The sequence below is a fragment of the Pseudomonas sp. CHM02 genome, from assembly GCF_000612585.1.
Taxonomy (GTDB): Bacteria; Pseudomonadota; Gammaproteobacteria; order Pseudomonadales; family Pseudomonadaceae; genus Aquipseudomonas.
The window spans coordinates 125,709-140,464 of the sequence record NZ_JFCA01000010.1; the positions used below are offsets into that span (position 1 = coordinate 125,709).

General features: G+C 62.4%; 16 protein-coding genes. 6 read left to right on the top strand and 10 right to left on the bottom strand.

All coding sequences use genetic code 11. The features are described from left to right. Positions 1–109: 109 nt before the first annotated feature. Positions 110–1,012 carry a LysR family transcriptional regulator gene (locus BM70_RS0107455; protein ID WP_025855416.1) on the top strand — a complete coding sequence of 301 codons (903 nt, stop codon included), beginning with the start codon at positions 110–112 and terminating at the stop codon, positions 1,010–1,012. Here BM70_RS0107455 and BM70_RS0107460 read toward each other — a convergent pair. Both BM70_RS0107460 and BM70_RS0107465 read right to left on the bottom strand, forming a co-directional pair. Next, positions 1,004–1,762, bottom strand: coding sequence for a substrate-binding domain-containing protein (locus BM70_RS0107460; RefSeq protein ID WP_025855417.1), 759 nt, complete (start codon positions 1,760–1,762; stop codon positions 1,004–1,006). The genes BM70_RS0107455 and BM70_RS0107460 overlap by 9 nt on opposite strands. Next, positions 1,762–3,066: an MFS transporter gene (locus BM70_RS0107465; protein WP_025855418.1), complete on the bottom strand. Its 1,305-nt coding sequence runs from the start codon at positions 3,064–3,066 to the stop codon at positions 1,762–1,764. The genes BM70_RS0107460 and BM70_RS0107465 overlap by 1 nt, the downstream gene beginning before the upstream one ends. Before the next feature lie 196 nt (positions 3,067–3,262). Between BM70_RS0107465 and BM70_RS33305 the strand changes: the two genes are divergently transcribed. Then, positions 3,263–3,406: a hypothetical protein gene (locus BM70_RS33305; RefSeq protein WP_177326535.1), complete on the top strand. Its 144-nt coding sequence runs from the start codon at positions 3,263–3,265 to the stop codon at positions 3,404–3,406. 159 nt (positions 3,407–3,565) lie between these two features. Here BM70_RS33305 and BM70_RS33310 read toward each other — a convergent pair whose 3' ends face one another. Next, positions 3,566–3,742 carry a hypothetical protein gene (locus BM70_RS33310; protein WP_177326536.1) on the bottom strand — a complete coding sequence of 59 codons (177 nt, stop codon included), beginning with the start codon at positions 3,740–3,742 and terminating at the stop codon, positions 3,566–3,568. Positions 3,743–3,871: 129 nt separating this feature from the next. Here BM70_RS33310 and BM70_RS0107475 point away from each other — a divergent pair, with 129 nt between their 5' ends. Both BM70_RS0107475 and BM70_RS0107480 read left to right on the top strand, forming a co-directional pair. Continuing rightward, entirely contained in the window at positions 3,872–4,795 is a 924-nt protein-coding gene (locus BM70_RS0107475) for a LysR substrate-binding domain-containing protein (protein ID WP_025855419.1), read from the top strand. Positions 4,796–4,850: 55 nt separating this feature from the next. Next, positions 4,851–5,213 carry a 5-carboxymethyl-2-hydroxymuconate Delta-isomerase gene (locus BM70_RS0107480; protein ID WP_025855420.1) on the top strand — a complete coding sequence of 121 codons (363 nt, stop codon included), beginning with the start codon at positions 4,851–4,853 and terminating at the stop codon, positions 5,211–5,213. Between the two features lie 130 nt (positions 5,214–5,343). Here the strand turns inward: BM70_RS0107480 and BM70_RS0107485 are convergent, their stop codons facing one another. The 4 genes from BM70_RS0107485 to BM70_RS0107500 all read right to left on the bottom strand — a co-directional run bounded on the left by BM70_RS0107485 (position 5,344) and on the right by BM70_RS0107500 (position 10,873). Beyond that, positions 5,344–6,279, bottom strand: coding sequence for a LysR family transcriptional regulator (locus BM70_RS0107485; protein ID WP_025855421.1), 936 nt, complete (start codon positions 6,277–6,279; stop codon positions 5,344–5,346). A gap of 137 nt (positions 6,280–6,416) precedes the next feature. Next, the gene (locus BM70_RS0107490; protein ID WP_025855422.1) at positions 6,417–7,604 is read right to left on the bottom strand and encodes a cyanate transporter; all 1,188 of its coding nucleotides are present in this window, start codon (positions 7,602–7,604) and stop codon (positions 6,417–6,419) included. Positions 7,605–7,808: 204 nt separating this feature from the next. After that, positions 7,809–9,251 carry an aldehyde dehydrogenase family protein gene (locus BM70_RS0107495; protein ID WP_025855423.1) on the bottom strand — a complete coding sequence of 481 codons (1,443 nt, stop codon included), beginning with the start codon at positions 9,249–9,251 and terminating at the stop codon, positions 7,809–7,811. Continuing rightward, positions 9,248–10,873, bottom strand: coding sequence for a 5-guanidino-2-oxopentanoate decarboxylase (locus BM70_RS0107500; RefSeq protein WP_025855424.1), 1,626 nt, complete (start codon positions 10,871–10,873; stop codon positions 9,248–9,250). Before BM70_RS0107500 ends, BM70_RS0107495 begins: the two co-directional genes overlap by 4 nt. 111 nt (positions 10,874–10,984) lie before the next feature. On the opposite strand from BM70_RS0107500, the gene BM70_RS0107505 reads away from it, so the two are divergent. Continuing rightward, the gene (locus BM70_RS0107505) at positions 10,985–11,860 is read left to right on the top strand and encodes a LysR substrate-binding domain-containing protein (protein WP_025855425.1); all 876 of its coding nucleotides are present in this window, start codon (positions 10,985–10,987) and stop codon (positions 11,858–11,860) included. A gap of 73 nt (positions 11,861–11,933) precedes the next feature. Here the strand turns inward: BM70_RS0107505 and BM70_RS0107510 are convergent, their stop codons facing one another. Further along, positions 11,934–12,548, bottom strand: coding sequence for an NAD(P)-dependent oxidoreductase (locus tag BM70_RS0107510; protein WP_025855426.1), 615 nt, complete (start codon positions 12,546–12,548; stop codon positions 11,934–11,936). 33 nt (positions 12,549–12,581) lie between these two features. Then, positions 12,582–13,448: an MBL fold metallo-hydrolase gene (locus BM70_RS0107515; RefSeq protein WP_025855427.1), complete on the bottom strand. Its 867-nt coding sequence runs from the start codon at positions 13,446–13,448 to the stop codon at positions 12,582–12,584. 104 nt (positions 13,449–13,552) lie between these two features. On the opposite strand from BM70_RS0107515, the gene BM70_RS0107520 reads away from it, so the two are divergent. Beyond that, on the top strand, positions 13,553–14,458 hold the full coding sequence (locus tag BM70_RS0107520; RefSeq protein ID WP_025855428.1) for a LysR family transcriptional regulator: 906 nt from the start codon (positions 13,553–13,555) through the stop codon (positions 14,456–14,458). An 85-nt stretch (positions 14,459–14,543) separates the two neighbouring features. Here the strand turns inward: BM70_RS0107520 and BM70_RS33455 are convergent. After that, a partial coding sequence (locus BM70_RS33455) for a hypothetical protein (RefSeq protein WP_218187289.1) occupies positions 14,544–14,756 on the bottom strand: 213 nt, incomplete at its 5' end.

The following is a 14,756-nucleotide window of genomic DNA, read 5'->3' on the forward strand; positions in this document are numbered from 1 at the left end:
AGCCTATGTGTAGCAGGGTTATCGGGGCAGTCTGGTTGCGGTACGCATGGCGCCCCATCGGCTCCCATACGATAATGCTTGCCACCCCGACCACTTTGGCTTCCCTCCCGTGATCATCAACTTCGACCTCAACGACCTCCAGGCCTTCCGCGCCGTGGTAGACAAGGGCAGTTTCCGCGGCGCCGCCGAGGCCATCCGTATCTCGCAACCGGCCCTGAGCCGGCGGATCGAAAAGCTCGAAACCGCCCTCGACGTGAAGCTGTTCGAACGCACGACCCGGCGCGTCAGCCTGACCATGGTCGGTCGCGCGTTCCTGCCACAGGTCGAACGCATGCTCGACGACCTCGACGTGGCGCTGATGGGCATCAGCAATGTGGCGTCCACGCGCATGGGCAATGTCACCATCGCCTGCGTGCCGTCGACCGCGTATTACTTCATGCCCCACGTGATCTCTGAGTTCCACAAGCTGTACCCGAAGATTCGCCTGCGGGTGCTGGATGCCAGTGCCGGTGAGGTGTGCAATGCGGTGGAAAGTGGCGAGGCGGATTTTGGCGTGAGTTTCAGTGGCAGCCTGGCCGATGAAGTGGAGTTCGAGCTGCTGCTGCAGGAGCGCTATGTACTGGCTTGTCGTCGCGATCACCCGTTGGCCCAACGCGACAGCGTGACCTGGGCCGAGGCCTATGAGCACGACTACATCACCGTGGACAAAACCTCCGGCAACCGCTTCCTGCTGGACCAGGCCTTGCGCGGCGTGCGGGTGAAAAAACCGAGTATCTGCGAGACGCACCACGTGACCACGATGATCGGGCTGGTGGAAGCGGGGTTGGGCGTGGCGATGGTGCCGTCGATTGCGATGCCGGCCATGGAACACCCGATTCTGGTGAGCGTGCCGTTGGTGGAGCCGCAGGTGATGCGCAATGTGGGCTTGATCAAACGCCGCGGGCGGACATTGCCGCCGGCGGCGCTGGAGTTGGAGCGGTTAGTGCGGGAGATGCCGTTTCGCTCAGCGTGACACCGAGTCCAGGCCGGTGGATTGCACCACGGGTTGCGCCTCGGGCGAAGCCAGGTAATGCAGCAGCGCCTTGGCCTGCGCCGGGTGCTCGGCGTTGACCGGAATCCCAGCGGCAAAGCGCGTCACCGACTGCACATCTTCCGGGATCTTGCCGACATAGGTCACACCCGGCACCGGCAACAATTCCGCTACCTGCTGCAAGCCCACTTCGTAGTCACCCTTGGCAACCTGTTCGGCCACCGGAAGGCGTTCGATCATGGTGCCCTTGGCGGGCATGCCGAGCTTTTTGAACAGCTCTTTCTCGACGTACACACCGCTGGCGCTGTCCGAGTACGCCACGGACTTGGCCTTGCTCAGCGTGGCTTTCAGCTCGGCGTCAGTCCCGATGGCTGGTGTTGCCGCACCTTCCTTCACCACCAGGCCGATGCGCGAGTCGGCCAGTTCCACGCGGGAGGCCGGGTCGACCTTGCCCTGCTTGATCAGGTCATCCAGGGCGTAGCCGACCATGATCACCACGTCGGCGTGTTCGCCGCGGGCCAGGCGGTTGGGAATCGCTTCCGGCGCCTTGCCCATGGACGGACCGAGGAGGGTGTCGAGGCTGTCACCGCTTTGCTTGGCGTACTGCGGGCCGAGCAATTTATACGCGGCGGTGAAGCCGCCAGACGTCATCACCTTGAGCGTTTCGGCCTGGGCCGTCAGCGCCAGCGCGCCGAGGGCCAGGGTCGTCAGGGTCTTGAACAGAGCCTGCATCACGCCGCCCCCTGCATCACCTGCCCGCGAGCGTTGGCGCGGCGATACAGCGCGAGGGTCGAGCACAGGGCGCACAGCGCGGCAAACATCATCCAGTAGGCCGGCGACGCCTTGTCTTCGGTGATGTGAATGAACCAGGTGGAGATCGCCGGGGTGAAGCCGCCGAAGATCGCGGTCGCCAGGCTGTAGGCCAGCGAGAAGCCCGCCACGCGTACTTCGACCGGCATGATTTCGGTCAGGGCCGGGATCATCGCACCGTTGTACATGCCATAGAGGAAGGAGAACCACAGCAGGGTTTCCAGCATATGGCCGAAGCTCGGCGAATTCACCACGTAGGACAGCGCGGGATAAGCCGTGAGCACGGTCAGCACGGTCATGGCGATCAGCACCGGCTTGCGACCGAAGCGGTCACTCAACGTACCGCCGATCGGCAGCCAGACAAAGTTCGACACGGCCACCAGCAGGGTTACCAGCAAGGCATCGGAAGTGCTCAGTTGCAGCACGGTCTTGCCGAAGGTCGGCGCGTACACGGTGATCAGGTAGAACGCGGTGGTGGTCATGGCCACCATCAGCATGCCGCCGATGACCACGGTCCAGTTCTTCACCAGGGTCGCCAGCACTTCGCGCATGCTCGGGCGATGCTTGCGGTTGGCGAATTCTTCGGTTTCCTGCAGGTTGCGACGCAGGATAAAGATGAACGGGATGATCACGCAGCCGATGGCAAACGGAATGCGCCAGCCCCAATCGGCCACCACGGCGGGTTCCATCCACACGTTCAGGCCATAACCCAGCGCAGCGGCGACCACGATGGAGATCTGTTGGCTGCCCGATTGCCAGCTGGTGTAGAAGCCTTTGCGGCCGGGCGTGGCCATTTCAGACAGGTACACCGACACACCGCCCAATTCCGCACCGGCCGAGAAGCCCTGCAACAGACGGCCCAGCAGTACCAGCAGCGGGGCCCACAAGCCGATGGTGTGGTAACCGGGCACCAGCACGATCAGCAGCGTGCCGCTGGCCATGATCGACAGGGTCACGATCAGCCCTTTGCGGCGACCGACGTCATCGATATAGGCACCCAAAATAATCGCGCCCAGCGGACGCATCAGGAAGCCTGCGCCGAACACGGCGAAGGTCATCATTAATGACGCAAACTCATTAGCGGCAGGGAAGAACGCGGCAGCGATGTAGGTGGCGTAGAAACCGAACAGAAAGAAGTCGAACTGTTCGAGGAAGTTGCCCGAAGTAACGCGGAATACCGCACCAACTTTCGAACGGGCAGAGTCGGGCCGGGTAGGGCTAGTCATGGTTTTGTGTCTCCAGCGTTCTTTTTGAAGTGCTTGTTTCGCCTAAGACCTAGCATAGTGGCTGACACATTTAGAAATGATAAGTGACAAATTTGGATAGATTAATGTGCATTAGCTATCAATCAGCTATAAGCCAAACATGCGTTTGCTGTTCTATGCTGGAGAAGTGACCAATTCTTACGGATGGGAGGTGGCAATGACTGATCAACAGAAACGACGGGATGAGCCGGAACGCGAGCAACCCCGGCGGCGGGAGGAAGAAAAACCGCAGACCTGGAAGCATCCCGATGATGGGACGGAGCTTTCCGAGCGCGACCAGGAACGTCCGCTGAAGCCGTGACTTCAAGGCGAACCCGTTCCAACTGTGGGAGCGGGCTTGCCCGCGATGGCGGTGTAGCAGTCGACTGATGCGTGGACTGACCCACCGCTTTCACAAGCAAGCCCGCTCTCACAGCTATTTTTGTGCACGCCCCTGAACCGCAAACTGCCCGCGCACCACTCAGACCAGCAGCGAAGTCGGAAACCCGGAAGCCAGCACCAGGTAAGCCACGACCGCCGCCAGGCATAACCCGACAAACACGCGCAATAGTGTCCTGGCAGTGGGGTGAGCGATGAACTTGATGGCCCAGAGCAAACACCCACCGAGCAGGAGGCTCAGGGCAAGAATGACCAGCACGGCGGTGTTCCTGCGACCTTTGAGAGCTGATTTATAGTCCCAAAGCCGCGGGATGAACAGTGCGCACATAGACGCAGCCTCCCGCGCTTTCTAAACTGCGGCTTGTCTTGGGGAAAGGGGCAGGCGCCGATGAATCGCAATGAATTACGCAAGGCCGACATCAACCTGATGGTGGTGTTCGAAGCACTGATGCTCGAGCGTAACGTGACACGGGTCGCGGAGAAGCTGTTTCTCGGCCAGCCGACTATCAGTTCGGCCCTCAACCGCTTGCGCACCTTGTTCAACGACCCGCTGTTCATTCGCGTCGGCCACCGCATGGAGCCGACGGCACGGGCCGAGGAAATCATCCAGCACCTGTCGCCGGCCCTGGATTCATTATCGTCGGCCCTGAGCCTGACCCACGATTTCGACCCGTCCATCAGCACCATGACCTTTCGCATCGGCCTGTCCGATGATGTCGAGTTCGGCCTGCTGCCGCCGTTGCTGCGAGCCTTGCGCCAGGAAGCGCCGCTGGTGGTGTTCGTGGTGCAGCATGTGGACTACTGGCGCATTCCCGACCTGTTGGCTTCCGGCGATATCACTGTCGGCATCACCCAGACCCGTGGCCTGCCGGCGAATGCCAAGCGCAAACTGCTGCGCCACATCCGTCCGCGCATCCTGCGCGCCGATGCCTCTGAAACACCGCTGACCCTCGATGAATATTGCTCACGCCCCCATGTGCTGGTGTCCCACACCGCCAACGTGGCCGGGTTTGCCGATGAGTGGCTGGCGGAAATCGGCCGCAAACGCCATGTGGTGCTGTCGGTGCCGCAATACAGCGCGTTGCCGGCCCTGCTTGCCGGCACCGACCTGATCGCCAGCCTGCCGGATTACACCGCCGAGGCCATGGCAGTGTCGGGCCACCTGTTCTGTGAGCCGTTCCCGTTCGAGACGCCGACCCTGGATTTGTCCATGGTCTGGCTCAGCCATGTGGACACCGATCCTGCCGAGCGCTGGGTGCGTTCGCGGCTGGAAGCGTTTATGAGTGATCGAGGGTTGGCGAACAAGGCCTGATGCTTTTATCCGTGGTATATCTAGGAATCTTCCTACGAAAGCCTCGGAGTCATCCATGCCACACCTGCACCTGGAATACACCGCCAACCTCACGGGCCTCGCCATCGAGAAAGTCTTGTTGCGGCTCAACAACGTGCTGATGGTGTCCGGGCAGTTCGCTTCCGAGTTCGATATCAAAAGCCGTGCGGTCAAGGTAGAGAGCTTCCAGGTCGGCACGTCCCTCAACCCGCGTGGCTTTATCGCGGTGAAGCTGTCGCTGCTCAGTGGGCGGTCAACGCAGGTCAAGCAGCAATTGTCGCAAAGCCTGCTGGCGGCACTGCAGGACCTGGGTGATTGGCCGGAGAATGTGCAGGTTCAACTGAGTGTTCAACTGGTAGACATGGATCGCGAGTCCTACAGCAAAGTCGCCATCGGCTGACCCAAGGCCCACCGCCCCCTGTAGGAGCGAGCTTGCTCGCGAAGAACGTCAACGATCACGCAGCGCTTCTGGTTTGACGCGGCGCTCCCAGGCCTTTTCGCGAGCAAGCTCCTGCAGGGCGCGCGGTGTTTCAGAGTAAACCCTGATCCGCACAGACTTTGACCACCTGTTCCCTGAACCAGGTATTGGCACTGTCCTGTTCACTGGTTTCATTCCACTGCATCTCCAGGGTGAACCCCGGCAAACCATTGGGCGCTTCGCAGTGGCCGAACACCGTCGCCGGCGCCAGCAGCTTTTGCACGCGGCGCGGCAGGGTGACGATGAAGTCGGTGCCGGTGATCATCTTCAGCGCCGCGCTGTAGCTGTTGGCGCGGGCGATCACCTGACGCTTGTGGGCCTGGCGCGCCAGCCAGCCGTCGATCATGTTGGTGTCGGAGGTCCACGGCGTGGGGAACACGTGGCGCCGCTCGACGAAGGCGTGCAGGCTGAAGGCCGGCTCCCGCGGTGCCGAACGCTTGTCGAAGACGCACACCAGATCATCCTCCAGCAGCATCTGGGTGCGGAAGTCTTTGTGGGCGCGATGGAAGTTGGGGCCGAAGCAGATCACCAGGTCGAGGCGACCGTCACGCAGGTCATCGGCGGGGATGTCGGTTTCCAGTTTGCGCACATTGACGATCACCGGCAGGTCGGCGCGGTCGAAGTTCTTCAACAGGCGGGGCAGGATCAACTGTTCGAAGTATTCCGGCGCGCAGACATTGAAGGTCACGGCTTTCTGGGTCGGATCGAACGCCTGGCCACCGGCGTGGCACAGGTTGATGCTCTCGAGGATTTTCTGCACATGGCCATACATGGTGGTGGCCTTGTACGTCGGCCGCATGCCCGCCCGGGTGTTGATGAACAGCTCGTCTTCAAAGCTGGTGCGCAGCTTCTTCAGGCTGTAGCTCACGGTGGACTGGCTGACAAACAGCGTTTCGGACACCTCGGTAACGCTGCTCTGGTCGTAGACGGCGATAAACACCATCAAATCCTGCATGTCGAGCTTTCTGAGCAAGTTACTGTTTAGCATCCATTCCGTCCGGTAAGCCTTGGCACTGAGGCAGTGCGCGACAAGGGCAAAAGCTTAACGGAACGAACGTACCATTAGAAAGCGCTGTAGGACGTTTCTATGTTTGGTGTGAGACAAATACTGTTTGCAACACGACGTCAGCGAATATGCCGTGCGTAATGCCGAGGGTTGAAGCGCGTGACGATCAGCAGCATCACCACGATCACCGCGGTCAGTGACCACCAAGCCCATTCGAAGCTGCCCAATTGGTCGCGGATCATGCCGGCGATCAGCGGCGACAGCCCGGCAATCAGGTAGCCGATGCCTTGCACAAACGCAGTGAGGCCACCGGCGCGGCGCGGGTTGTCCAGGTGGTCCAGGGACAGGATCAGGCTCATCGGGAACAGGCCGCCGATGCCCAGGCCCAGCAGGCAAGGCCACAGCAGGCTCAGGTGTTGAGGGCTGAGAATCAAGCCGCAGAAGCCGAGGATGATCAGCACCAGCAGAACGGCCACCACGGCGCGTTTATCCTGCCGACGGTTGGCGATGGCAGGTGTGATCAAACCGGACACCACTTCCATGGCTGTCAGGAAGCCCAGCAGCAACCCGGCGTTCTGTTCGCTCCAGCCTTGCTCCACATAGTAAGGCGCCAGCCAGGCGAGTACGCAGGTGTAGGACGCGGTGCCGAGGCCGAAAAAGATCGCCAGCAACCAGGCGCGGCCATTACCGATAAACGACGCCTGAGGATCGTTCCCGGCGTGGGGCAGCGGCGGCAATACCGAGCGCTGCGCAGACCAGAACACCAACGCCAGCAAGGCGAGCAACGCCCAGATCGCCAGGCCGATACGCCAACTGCCAGTCTGCACCTGCACGAACGGTGCAAACGACGCCGCCAGCGCCGCGCCGCCCATGATCGCGGTGACGTACAGCCCCATGAACAGCGAGACGTTTTCGCTGAACCGCGATTTGATCAGCGCCGGCATCAACGCCTGGATCATCGCAATCCCCACCCCGGCGGCGATGGCGCTGACGATCAACTCCAGCGCCGAATCCAGGAACAATCGCGACAGCGTGGCCGCGCCAATCACCAGCAGTGAAACCACAATGCTGCGGTGCTCGCCAAAGCGTTTGGCCAGGCCCATGCCAAAGAACATCGCCACGCCCATGGCCATCACCGGCAACATGGTCAACAAGGCTGCGCTGCTGAAACTCAACGGTACATCGCTGCGAATCGACGACAGCAGCGGGCCCACGGCCGCCATCGACGGACGCAGGTTGAGAGCGACCAGCACCACGCTGATCATCAGCCACAGGGCGGTGGTGGGTTTTGTGTGAACGGTTTCCATGGGACGGCCTTGAGTGAATAAGGGCGAATCAGGCCATGGGTGGGAGGAGGGGGGCAAATCAGAAAGTCGCAGGGGCTATCTAAAAATTGCGCTGATCAAAATGTGGGAGGGGGCTTGCCCCCGATAGCGGTGGTTCAGTTGAAACAGCTTTGACTGACACACTGCAATCGGGGGCAAGCCCCCTCCCACAGTTGACCTGCGCCGTCAGTTAGAGCTGATCACATGCTTGATCTCCTGAAACGCCGCCAACCCCCACGGCCCCAGCTCCCGGCCGATACTGCTCTGCTTGTAACCGCCCCATGCGGTTTGCGGGAAGATCACTTGCGGCGCGTTGATCCACACCAGCCCGGCCTGCAACGCATTCGCCACGCGCTCAGTGGCCTCGATGTCGCGGCTGACCACGCTCGCCACCAGGCCGAAATCACTGGCATTGGCCAACGCGATAGCTTCCTCCTCAGAGGCAAAACCACGTACACACAGGACTGGTCCGAAGATCTCTTCGTTCCACAGCGCGCTGTCCAACGGCACATCGGTAAACACCGTCGGCCGAATGAAAAAGCCCTTCGGCAGATCCGCCGGCCGCTCGCCACCGCAGAGCAAACGGGCGCCGTCTTCGATACCGCGCTGGATATGCCCCAGCACCCGCTGATACTGCACGCGGTTGATCAACGCGCCCATCTGCACCTCATCGGCGAACGGGTCGGCCACGCGGATAGCTTCAGCCCGTGCCTGCAGCCGCAGCAGGAATTCATCCGCCAGGCTGTCAGCCACCAGTACGCGGCTGGTGGCGGAGCACATCTGGCCGGCGTTGAAAAATCCGCCGCCACAGGCCAGTTCCACCGCCAGGTCCAGGTCGGCATCCGCCAGTACCAGCAACGAAGATTTGCCGCCCAATTCCAGGCTTACGCCTTTGATGGTCTCGGCTGCGCGCTGCATTACCTGCACGCCGACGGCGTTACTGCCGGTGAAGGAAATCTTCGCCACTCGACGATCCGCCGCCAGCGGCGCGCCGACGTCCAGGCCCGTGCCGCACACCAGGTTGAACACCCCGGCTGGCAAGCCCGCTTCGGCGATAATCCGCGCCAATTGCAACTCCGCCAACGGCGTGACTTCCGACGGCTTGAGCACCACGCAGCAACCGGCCGCCAGGGCCGGGGCGAGTTTCCAGGCGGTGGTCACCATCGGGAAATTCCACGGCACGATCAGCCCCACCACGCCGCACGGTTCACGGCGCAGGCGTGCACTGAAATCATCGCTGGGCAGCGCCACCGGACGGTCCTGGCCGGCGTCCATGTCTTCGGCCACCGCGGCGTAATACTCGAAGGTGGCGATCACGTCGTCCACATCGATCGCGGCTTCAAACAGCGGCTTGCCGTTGTTGCTCGACTGCAGGTGCATCAGCTGTTCGCGTTGCTCGCTCACACCTTGGGCGATCTTGCGCAGCAGGGCGCCGCGATCGCGACCGGTGCTTTTCGACCAGCCGACGAAGGCCGCGCTGGCGGCGTCGACTGCCTGGGTCACGGCGTGCGCATCGCCGACGCTGACCTCGGCCAGGACGGCTTCGGTGGCCGGGTTGATCACCTCAAGTACGTCATCACCGGCACGCCACGAACCGTCGATGTAGATGCCGTTCAACACCGCGCTCATACCGCCACCTCCTTCATCCACACCCCCTGGTTGATTTCAATCAGCGTCGGCCCCGGACGATCCGCGGCGGCACGCAATGCAGTGCGCAACGGCTCGATGCCCTGGATGCTTTCGGCAGCACAGCCCAGCGCCTTGGCCACGCCGATGAAGTCCGGGGTGTAGATGTCCACGCCGACCGGCTCGATGGCGCGGTTGACCATGTATTTCTTGATCTCTTCATAGCCGTGGTTATTCCACAGCAGCACGATGATCGGCGTGCGTGCCTCCACGGCGCTGGCCAATTCCGGCAGGCTGAATTGCAGCCCGCCATCGCCGATCAGGCACACCACCGGTTGCTCGTCGCCCCGCCCCAGCCAAGCGCCGATGGCGGCGGGCAGGGCGTAGCCCAGGGTGCCGTAGCCGGTGGACGAGTTGAACCAGCGGCGCGGCTGGTCGAGGTTCAGGGTCAGGTTGCCGCTGTACACCGGTTGGGTCGAATCACCGACCAGCACAGCGTTGGGCAATGTCTCCAGGACGGTGTTGAGGAACAGGGTTTGCGCACGGGTAGCGGCGTCCCAGGTAGGGTTCAGTTCGGCCCACAGGCGTGCGACACGGTCAGCGCCCCAGGCACTGCTGCGTGGCGGCAGTGGCTTGTTGCTCAGCGCGCTCAACAACGCCTCGGCGGCGATTTGTGCATCGGCCACCAGCGCCACCTGCGGCGGGTAGTTGCGCACAGTCTGGTCCGGGTCGATGTCGATGCGCAGCAATGCTCCGGGAATCTCGAAGCCGCCGGCGAAGGTGACGTCGTAGTCGGTTTCCGCCAGTTCGGTGCCGATGGCCAGCACCACGTCTGCCTCGGCGACCAACGCGCGGGTGGCGACCAGGGTCTGGGTCGAGCCGATCAGCAACGGATGGCGGGCGGGCAGCATGCCTTTGGCGTTGATGGTCAGGGCCACCGGCGCGCCGAGTGCCTCGGCCAGTTGCGTGAGTGCCGGGGCCGCGTCGATGGCGCCGCCACCGGCGAGAATCAAGGGCCGCTTGGCGGCGGCGAGCAACTGGCTCATCTGCTTGACCGCCGACGGCGCCGCACCGGCACGGGCCACGCTGACCGGCTCACTGCCCAGCAGTGCATCGGCATTTTCCACCAGTACATCCAGCGGGATTTCGATGTGCACCGGGCGTGGTCGTCCGGCCTGGAACAACGCAAACGCCCGCGCCAGCACGGCCGGCAATTCCGCCGCTGACATCAGGGTATGGGAGAACGCCGCCACGCCGGCCATCATCGCGCCCTGGTTCGGCAGCTCATGCAACTTGCCGCGCCCGCCGCCCAATTGGCTGCGTGACTGCACGCTGGAAATCACCAGCATGGGAATCGAGTCGGCATAAGCCTGGCCCATGGCGGTGGTGATATTGGTCATGCCGGGGCCGGTGATGATGAAGCACACGCCGGGCTTGCCGCTGGTACGCGCATAACCGTCGGCCATGAAGCCGGCGCCCTGTTCGTGGCGCGGGGTGACGTGACGGATGCTGGAGCGGGCCAGGCCGCGGTACAGTTCCACGGTGTGCACGCCGGGGATGCCAAACACCTGGTCCACGCCGTAGCCTTCCAGGAGGTTGACCAATACTTCGCCGCAGGTCGCCATACATGTCGCTCTTATTGTTGAGGTAAGGCGTTATTGGACCGGCTGGCCCGTAGCGGCAACAATCGATAAAAAGTCATACTAGCCATGTCCTCACGTCATGGCTCAGCCCTTATGAAACGCCTTCCGCCGCTGCCCGCGCTGCATACCTTCTGGGTCACGGCCCAGTGCTGCAACTTCACGCGTGCCGCCGAGCAATTGCACATCACCCAGGGCGCGGTGAGCCGACAGATTGCCGGGCTGGAGAGCCATCTGGGCTACGCGCTGTTCCAGCGCCAGGCGCGGGGCTTGAGCCTGACCGAAGAGGGCCGCGAATGGTCTCTGCGCGCACAACAGGTGTTCGGCCTGATCGGCGAGGCTGTGGAGCAGATCGGCAGTCGCCGCCAGACCCTGCAACTCAAGGCCTCCACCTGTGTGATGCGCTGGCTGCTGCCGCGCCTGATGCAATGGCAGAAGGAGCGCCCGGACGTGCCGGTGGAACTCACCACCACCGTGGCCTACACCGTTGACTTTCGCCGTGAGCAATTCGACGCGGCGGTGATCTATGCGCCCATCGCCGAGCAGTCGGCCGAGGCACGGCACCTGTTCGATGAACAGCTCACCCCGGTGTGCACCCCGGCATTGCTCAGTGCCTTGCACACCCCGGCAGACTTGCAGCAACAGGTGCTGCTGCACCCCACGCGGGATGAGCGCGATTGGGCGCTGTGGCTGAAGGCGGCGAATACGCGACTGAGCAATTTGAGCCAGGGGCATCATTTTGAAACGCTGGACCTGGCGATGACGGTGGCGTCCCAAGGTTCCGGCGTGGCGATTGGCGACAGTGCGTTGATTGGCGAGGATTTGAAGGCAGGGCGGTTGGCGACGCCGTTTGAACTGAGGGTGCCGACGGGGATGGGGTATTACCTGGTGTATCCACCGGGTACCGAACCTTCGGCAGGGCTGGAGGCCCTGATGAACTGGCTGGTCATGAACGCCAAATCCCCCTTGTAGGAGCCCGGCTTGCCGGCGATGGCGACCTTGAAATCGCCATCGCCGGCAAGCCGAGCCCCTACAAATGGGGGTGTCAGTAGCCGACGGTGAAGCGTTGGCGCGAGTGCTTGGGTGTTTCCACTTCGTCGATCAAGGCGATGGCGTAGTCGGCAAAGCTGATCCAGCTGCGGCCTTCACTGCTCACCAGCAGATCGTCCTGGCCCACACGGAATGTGCCGGTGCGCTCGGTTTCGACGAATTCGGCCGAGGGCGACAGGAAGGTCCAATCCAGCTCTTTTTCCTGACGCAGCGTGTCGAGAAACGCAGCCCCTGCGCTGGCTTCGGCTTTGTACTCAGCCGGGAAACCTTCGCTGTCGATCACTCGACCGCCACCCGGCAGCAGCAGTGAGCCGGCACCGCCCACCACCAGCAGGCGTTTCACTCCGGCTTTTTTCACCGGCCCGATCACGGCGTTGGCGGGCAGGGTGGCGAAATGCGCCGCGCTGATCACCACATCGCTGCCGCTCACGGCGTGTTGCAGGGCGGCTGCATCCAGTGCATCCACTTGCTTGACGGTGACGCCAGGGCGCGCCGCCAGTTTGTCGGTGTTACGTGCGATGGCCACAACGCTATGCCCGCGACGCAATGCTTCTTCCAGCAGTTGGCTACCAGCACGGCCGGTGGCCCCAATGATTGCAATCTTGCTCATGACGTTCTCCAGTACGTTAGGGTTTAAAACCATTCACCACTTCATTTCACCCTTGGCGACTTTGGCGCTCAGTTCCAGCGAGCTTTCGTCGGCGAGGGTGGGGTAACGCTTTTTCATGGCCGCGATCAGGGCGGCGGAGTCCTTGGCCTTGGCCGTCTCGGCGTCGAAGGCTTTGATGTAGTCGGCGGTAAAGGCCGCGGATTTCAGCGACGGTGTGCCCAGGTAGTGGCCTGGGATCACGGTGCGCGGTTTCAGCGCTTCGATACGTTGCAGGGTCGCCAGCCAATCCTTGTGGGACTGCGCGCTCTGGGTGTCGGCCATCCACACGTGAATGTTTTCAGCGACGACTACGCCACCGACCACGGCCTTGATCGACGGGATCCACACAAAGCTGCGATCCGGCTGCGGGCCGTCCAGGCCGATCACGTCCAGTTGCTGGCCTTCGAGGCTCAGGCTATGGCCTTGAAGGACCTGCGGCACGATGGTCCTGGCGGGTTTGTCGGCCCCCATTTTCGGGCCCCAGAACTCAAGCTTGCCGGCCACGGTCGCCTTGATGTGGTCGACCACCGGTTGCGGGGCCAGCACCTTGGCGTCGGGGAAGGCCGACGTGAGGGTGTCGAGGCCGAAGTAGTAGTCCGGGTCGCCATGGCTGATGTAGATGGTGGTGAGGTGTTTGCCGCTGGCGCGAATCTTCTGCACCAGTTGCTCGGCCTGGCCTTTGCCGAATTGGGCGTCCACCAGGATCGCGTCCTTGGTGCCGCTGACCAGCACCGAACTGACCGGGAAGATCGCGGCTTCGCCGGGGTTGTACACATCCAGGCTCAGGTCGGCCGCGGCCGCATGGGCGGCGAAGGCCAGGGCGGCGGTCGCCAGGGTCAGGCGCTTGAAGGTTGAGAACATCGGGCAGCTCCAGCATCGGTAAAGGATGCACAGAGCTTAGTTGCACAAAACCAGACTAAAAATGCGATGCTGGGACATAGTTTGTTTCTGAAATCGGGCAAATCATGGATCGTCTTCAAGCAATGCGCGTGTTTGTCACGGTGGTGGACCTCGGCAGTCAGTCCGCCGCTGCCGATCATCTGGACCTGTCGCGCCCGGTGGTGTCGCGCTACCTGGCCGAGCTGGAAGACTGGGTCGGTGCGCGCCTGCTGCACCGCACCACGCGCAAGCTCAGCCTCACGGCGGCGGGCGGGGAGACCTTGCCACGTTGTCGACAATTGCTGGAGTTGTGCGGCGATATGCAAGCCGCCGTCAGCGAACCGGATGAAGCGCCCCGCGGCCTGCTGCGCCTGAGTGTCAGCACCTCGTTCGGCCAGGCGCAATTGGCCGACGCTATCGCCGAGTACGTCAAGCGCTACCCGCTGGTGACGGTCGACCTGCAAATGCTCGACCGTACGGTGAACCTGGTGGATGAACGCATCGACCTGGCGATCCGCACCAGCAACGATTTGGACCCCAACCTCATTGCGCGACGCCTGACTGTGTGCCGCTCGGTGGTGTGTGCCTCGCAGGCCTATCTGCAGGCGCACCCGGCCCCGCAGAAAGTCGAAGACCTGGCCGGGCACAACTGCCTGACCCATTCCTATTTCGGCAAAAGCCTGTGGCATTTCGAAGAGGGGGGCGAGCATGTCTCGGTGCCGATCAGCGGCAACATCACCTCCAACGAAGCCAGCACTTTGTTGCGCGTGACGCTGGCCGGGGCCGGGGTGTCGATGCTGCCCAGCTACCAGGCCGGCGATTACATCCGGCGTGGCGAACTGGTGCGCCTGCTGCCCGAGGCCGAGCCCCGGCAGATGAACATTTATGCGGTGTACGCTTCGCGCAAGCACATGCCGTCGGCGCTGCGCAGCCTGTTGGATTTCCTGGTGCTGAGGTTCCCGGAAGAGCCCGCGTGGGACGTCGGTCTCTAGATCGACATAAACCTGTTGAATGTCGCCCGATAATGGCAACTCGGCCTGGTTGACCTATGCTTTGGATAGCACCGTGTAGATCCGCTCAGAGGTCTGTGCCATGAGCATTAAAACCAGAAAGTACCTGATGATTTTCAGCCTGTGCGCCATCGCCAGCGCGCTTTACGGGACTGCCGCCTACCGCGTCGAACAAACCCGTATGCAGCCAACCTTTGCGATCAGCTGCCATCAGGACCAATGCGTGCCCCATACCGGCAGCTTCAGCGCTTTGCGTTAAAAGCTGACAGCCGGCCATCTG

What these genes read in the sequence shown, in the direction of transcription:
- BM70_RS0107475 (WP_025855419.1), top strand. Translation starts at nt 3,872, where the DNA reads ATGAATCGCAATGAATTACGCAAGGCCGACATCAACCTGATGGTGGTG.
- BM70_RS0107490 (WP_025855422.1), bottom strand. Translation starts at nt 7,604, where the DNA reads ATGGAAACCGTTCACACAAAACCCACCACCGCCCTGTGGCTGATGATC.
- BM70_RS0107520 (WP_025855428.1), top strand. Translation starts at nt 13,553, where the DNA reads ATGGATCGTCTTCAAGCAATGCGCGTGTTTGTCACGGTGGTGGACCTC.
- BM70_RS0107480 (WP_025855420.1), top strand. Translation starts at nt 4,851, where the DNA reads ATGCCACACCTGCACCTGGAATACACCGCCAACCTCACGGGCCTCGCC.
- BM70_RS0107485 (WP_025855421.1), bottom strand. Translation starts at nt 6,279, where the DNA reads ATGCTAAACAGTAACTTGCTCAGAAAGCTCGACATGCAGGATTTGATG.
- BM70_RS0107465 (WP_025855418.1), bottom strand. Translation starts at nt 3,066, where the DNA reads ATGACTAGCCCTACCCGGCCCGACTCTGCCCGTTCGAAAGTTGGTGCG.
- BM70_RS0107505 (WP_025855425.1), top strand. Translation starts at nt 10,985, where the DNA reads ATGAAACGCCTTCCGCCGCTGCCCGCGCTGCATACCTTCTGGGTCACG.
- BM70_RS0107500 (WP_025855424.1), bottom strand. Translation starts at nt 10,873, where the DNA reads ATGGCGACCTGCGGCGAAGTATTGGTCAACCTCCTGGAAGGCTACGGC.
- BM70_RS33305 (WP_177326535.1), top strand. Translation starts at nt 3,263, where the DNA reads ATGACTGATCAACAGAAACGACGGGATGAGCCGGAACGCGAGCAACCC.
- BM70_RS0107510 (WP_025855426.1), bottom strand. Translation starts at nt 12,548, where the DNA reads ATGAGCAAGATTGCAATCATTGGGGCCACCGGCCGTGCTGGTAGCCAA.
- BM70_RS0107495 (WP_025855423.1), bottom strand. Translation starts at nt 9,251, where the DNA reads ATGAGCGCGGTGTTGAACGGCATCTACATCGACGGTTCGTGGCGTGCC.
- BM70_RS0107460 (WP_025855417.1), bottom strand. Translation starts at nt 1,762, where the DNA reads ATGCAGGCTCTGTTCAAGACCCTGACGACCCTGGCCCTCGGCGCGCTG.
- BM70_RS0107515 (WP_025855427.1), bottom strand. Translation starts at nt 13,448, where the DNA reads ATGTTCTCAACCTTCAAGCGCCTGACCCTGGCGACCGCCGCCCTGGCC.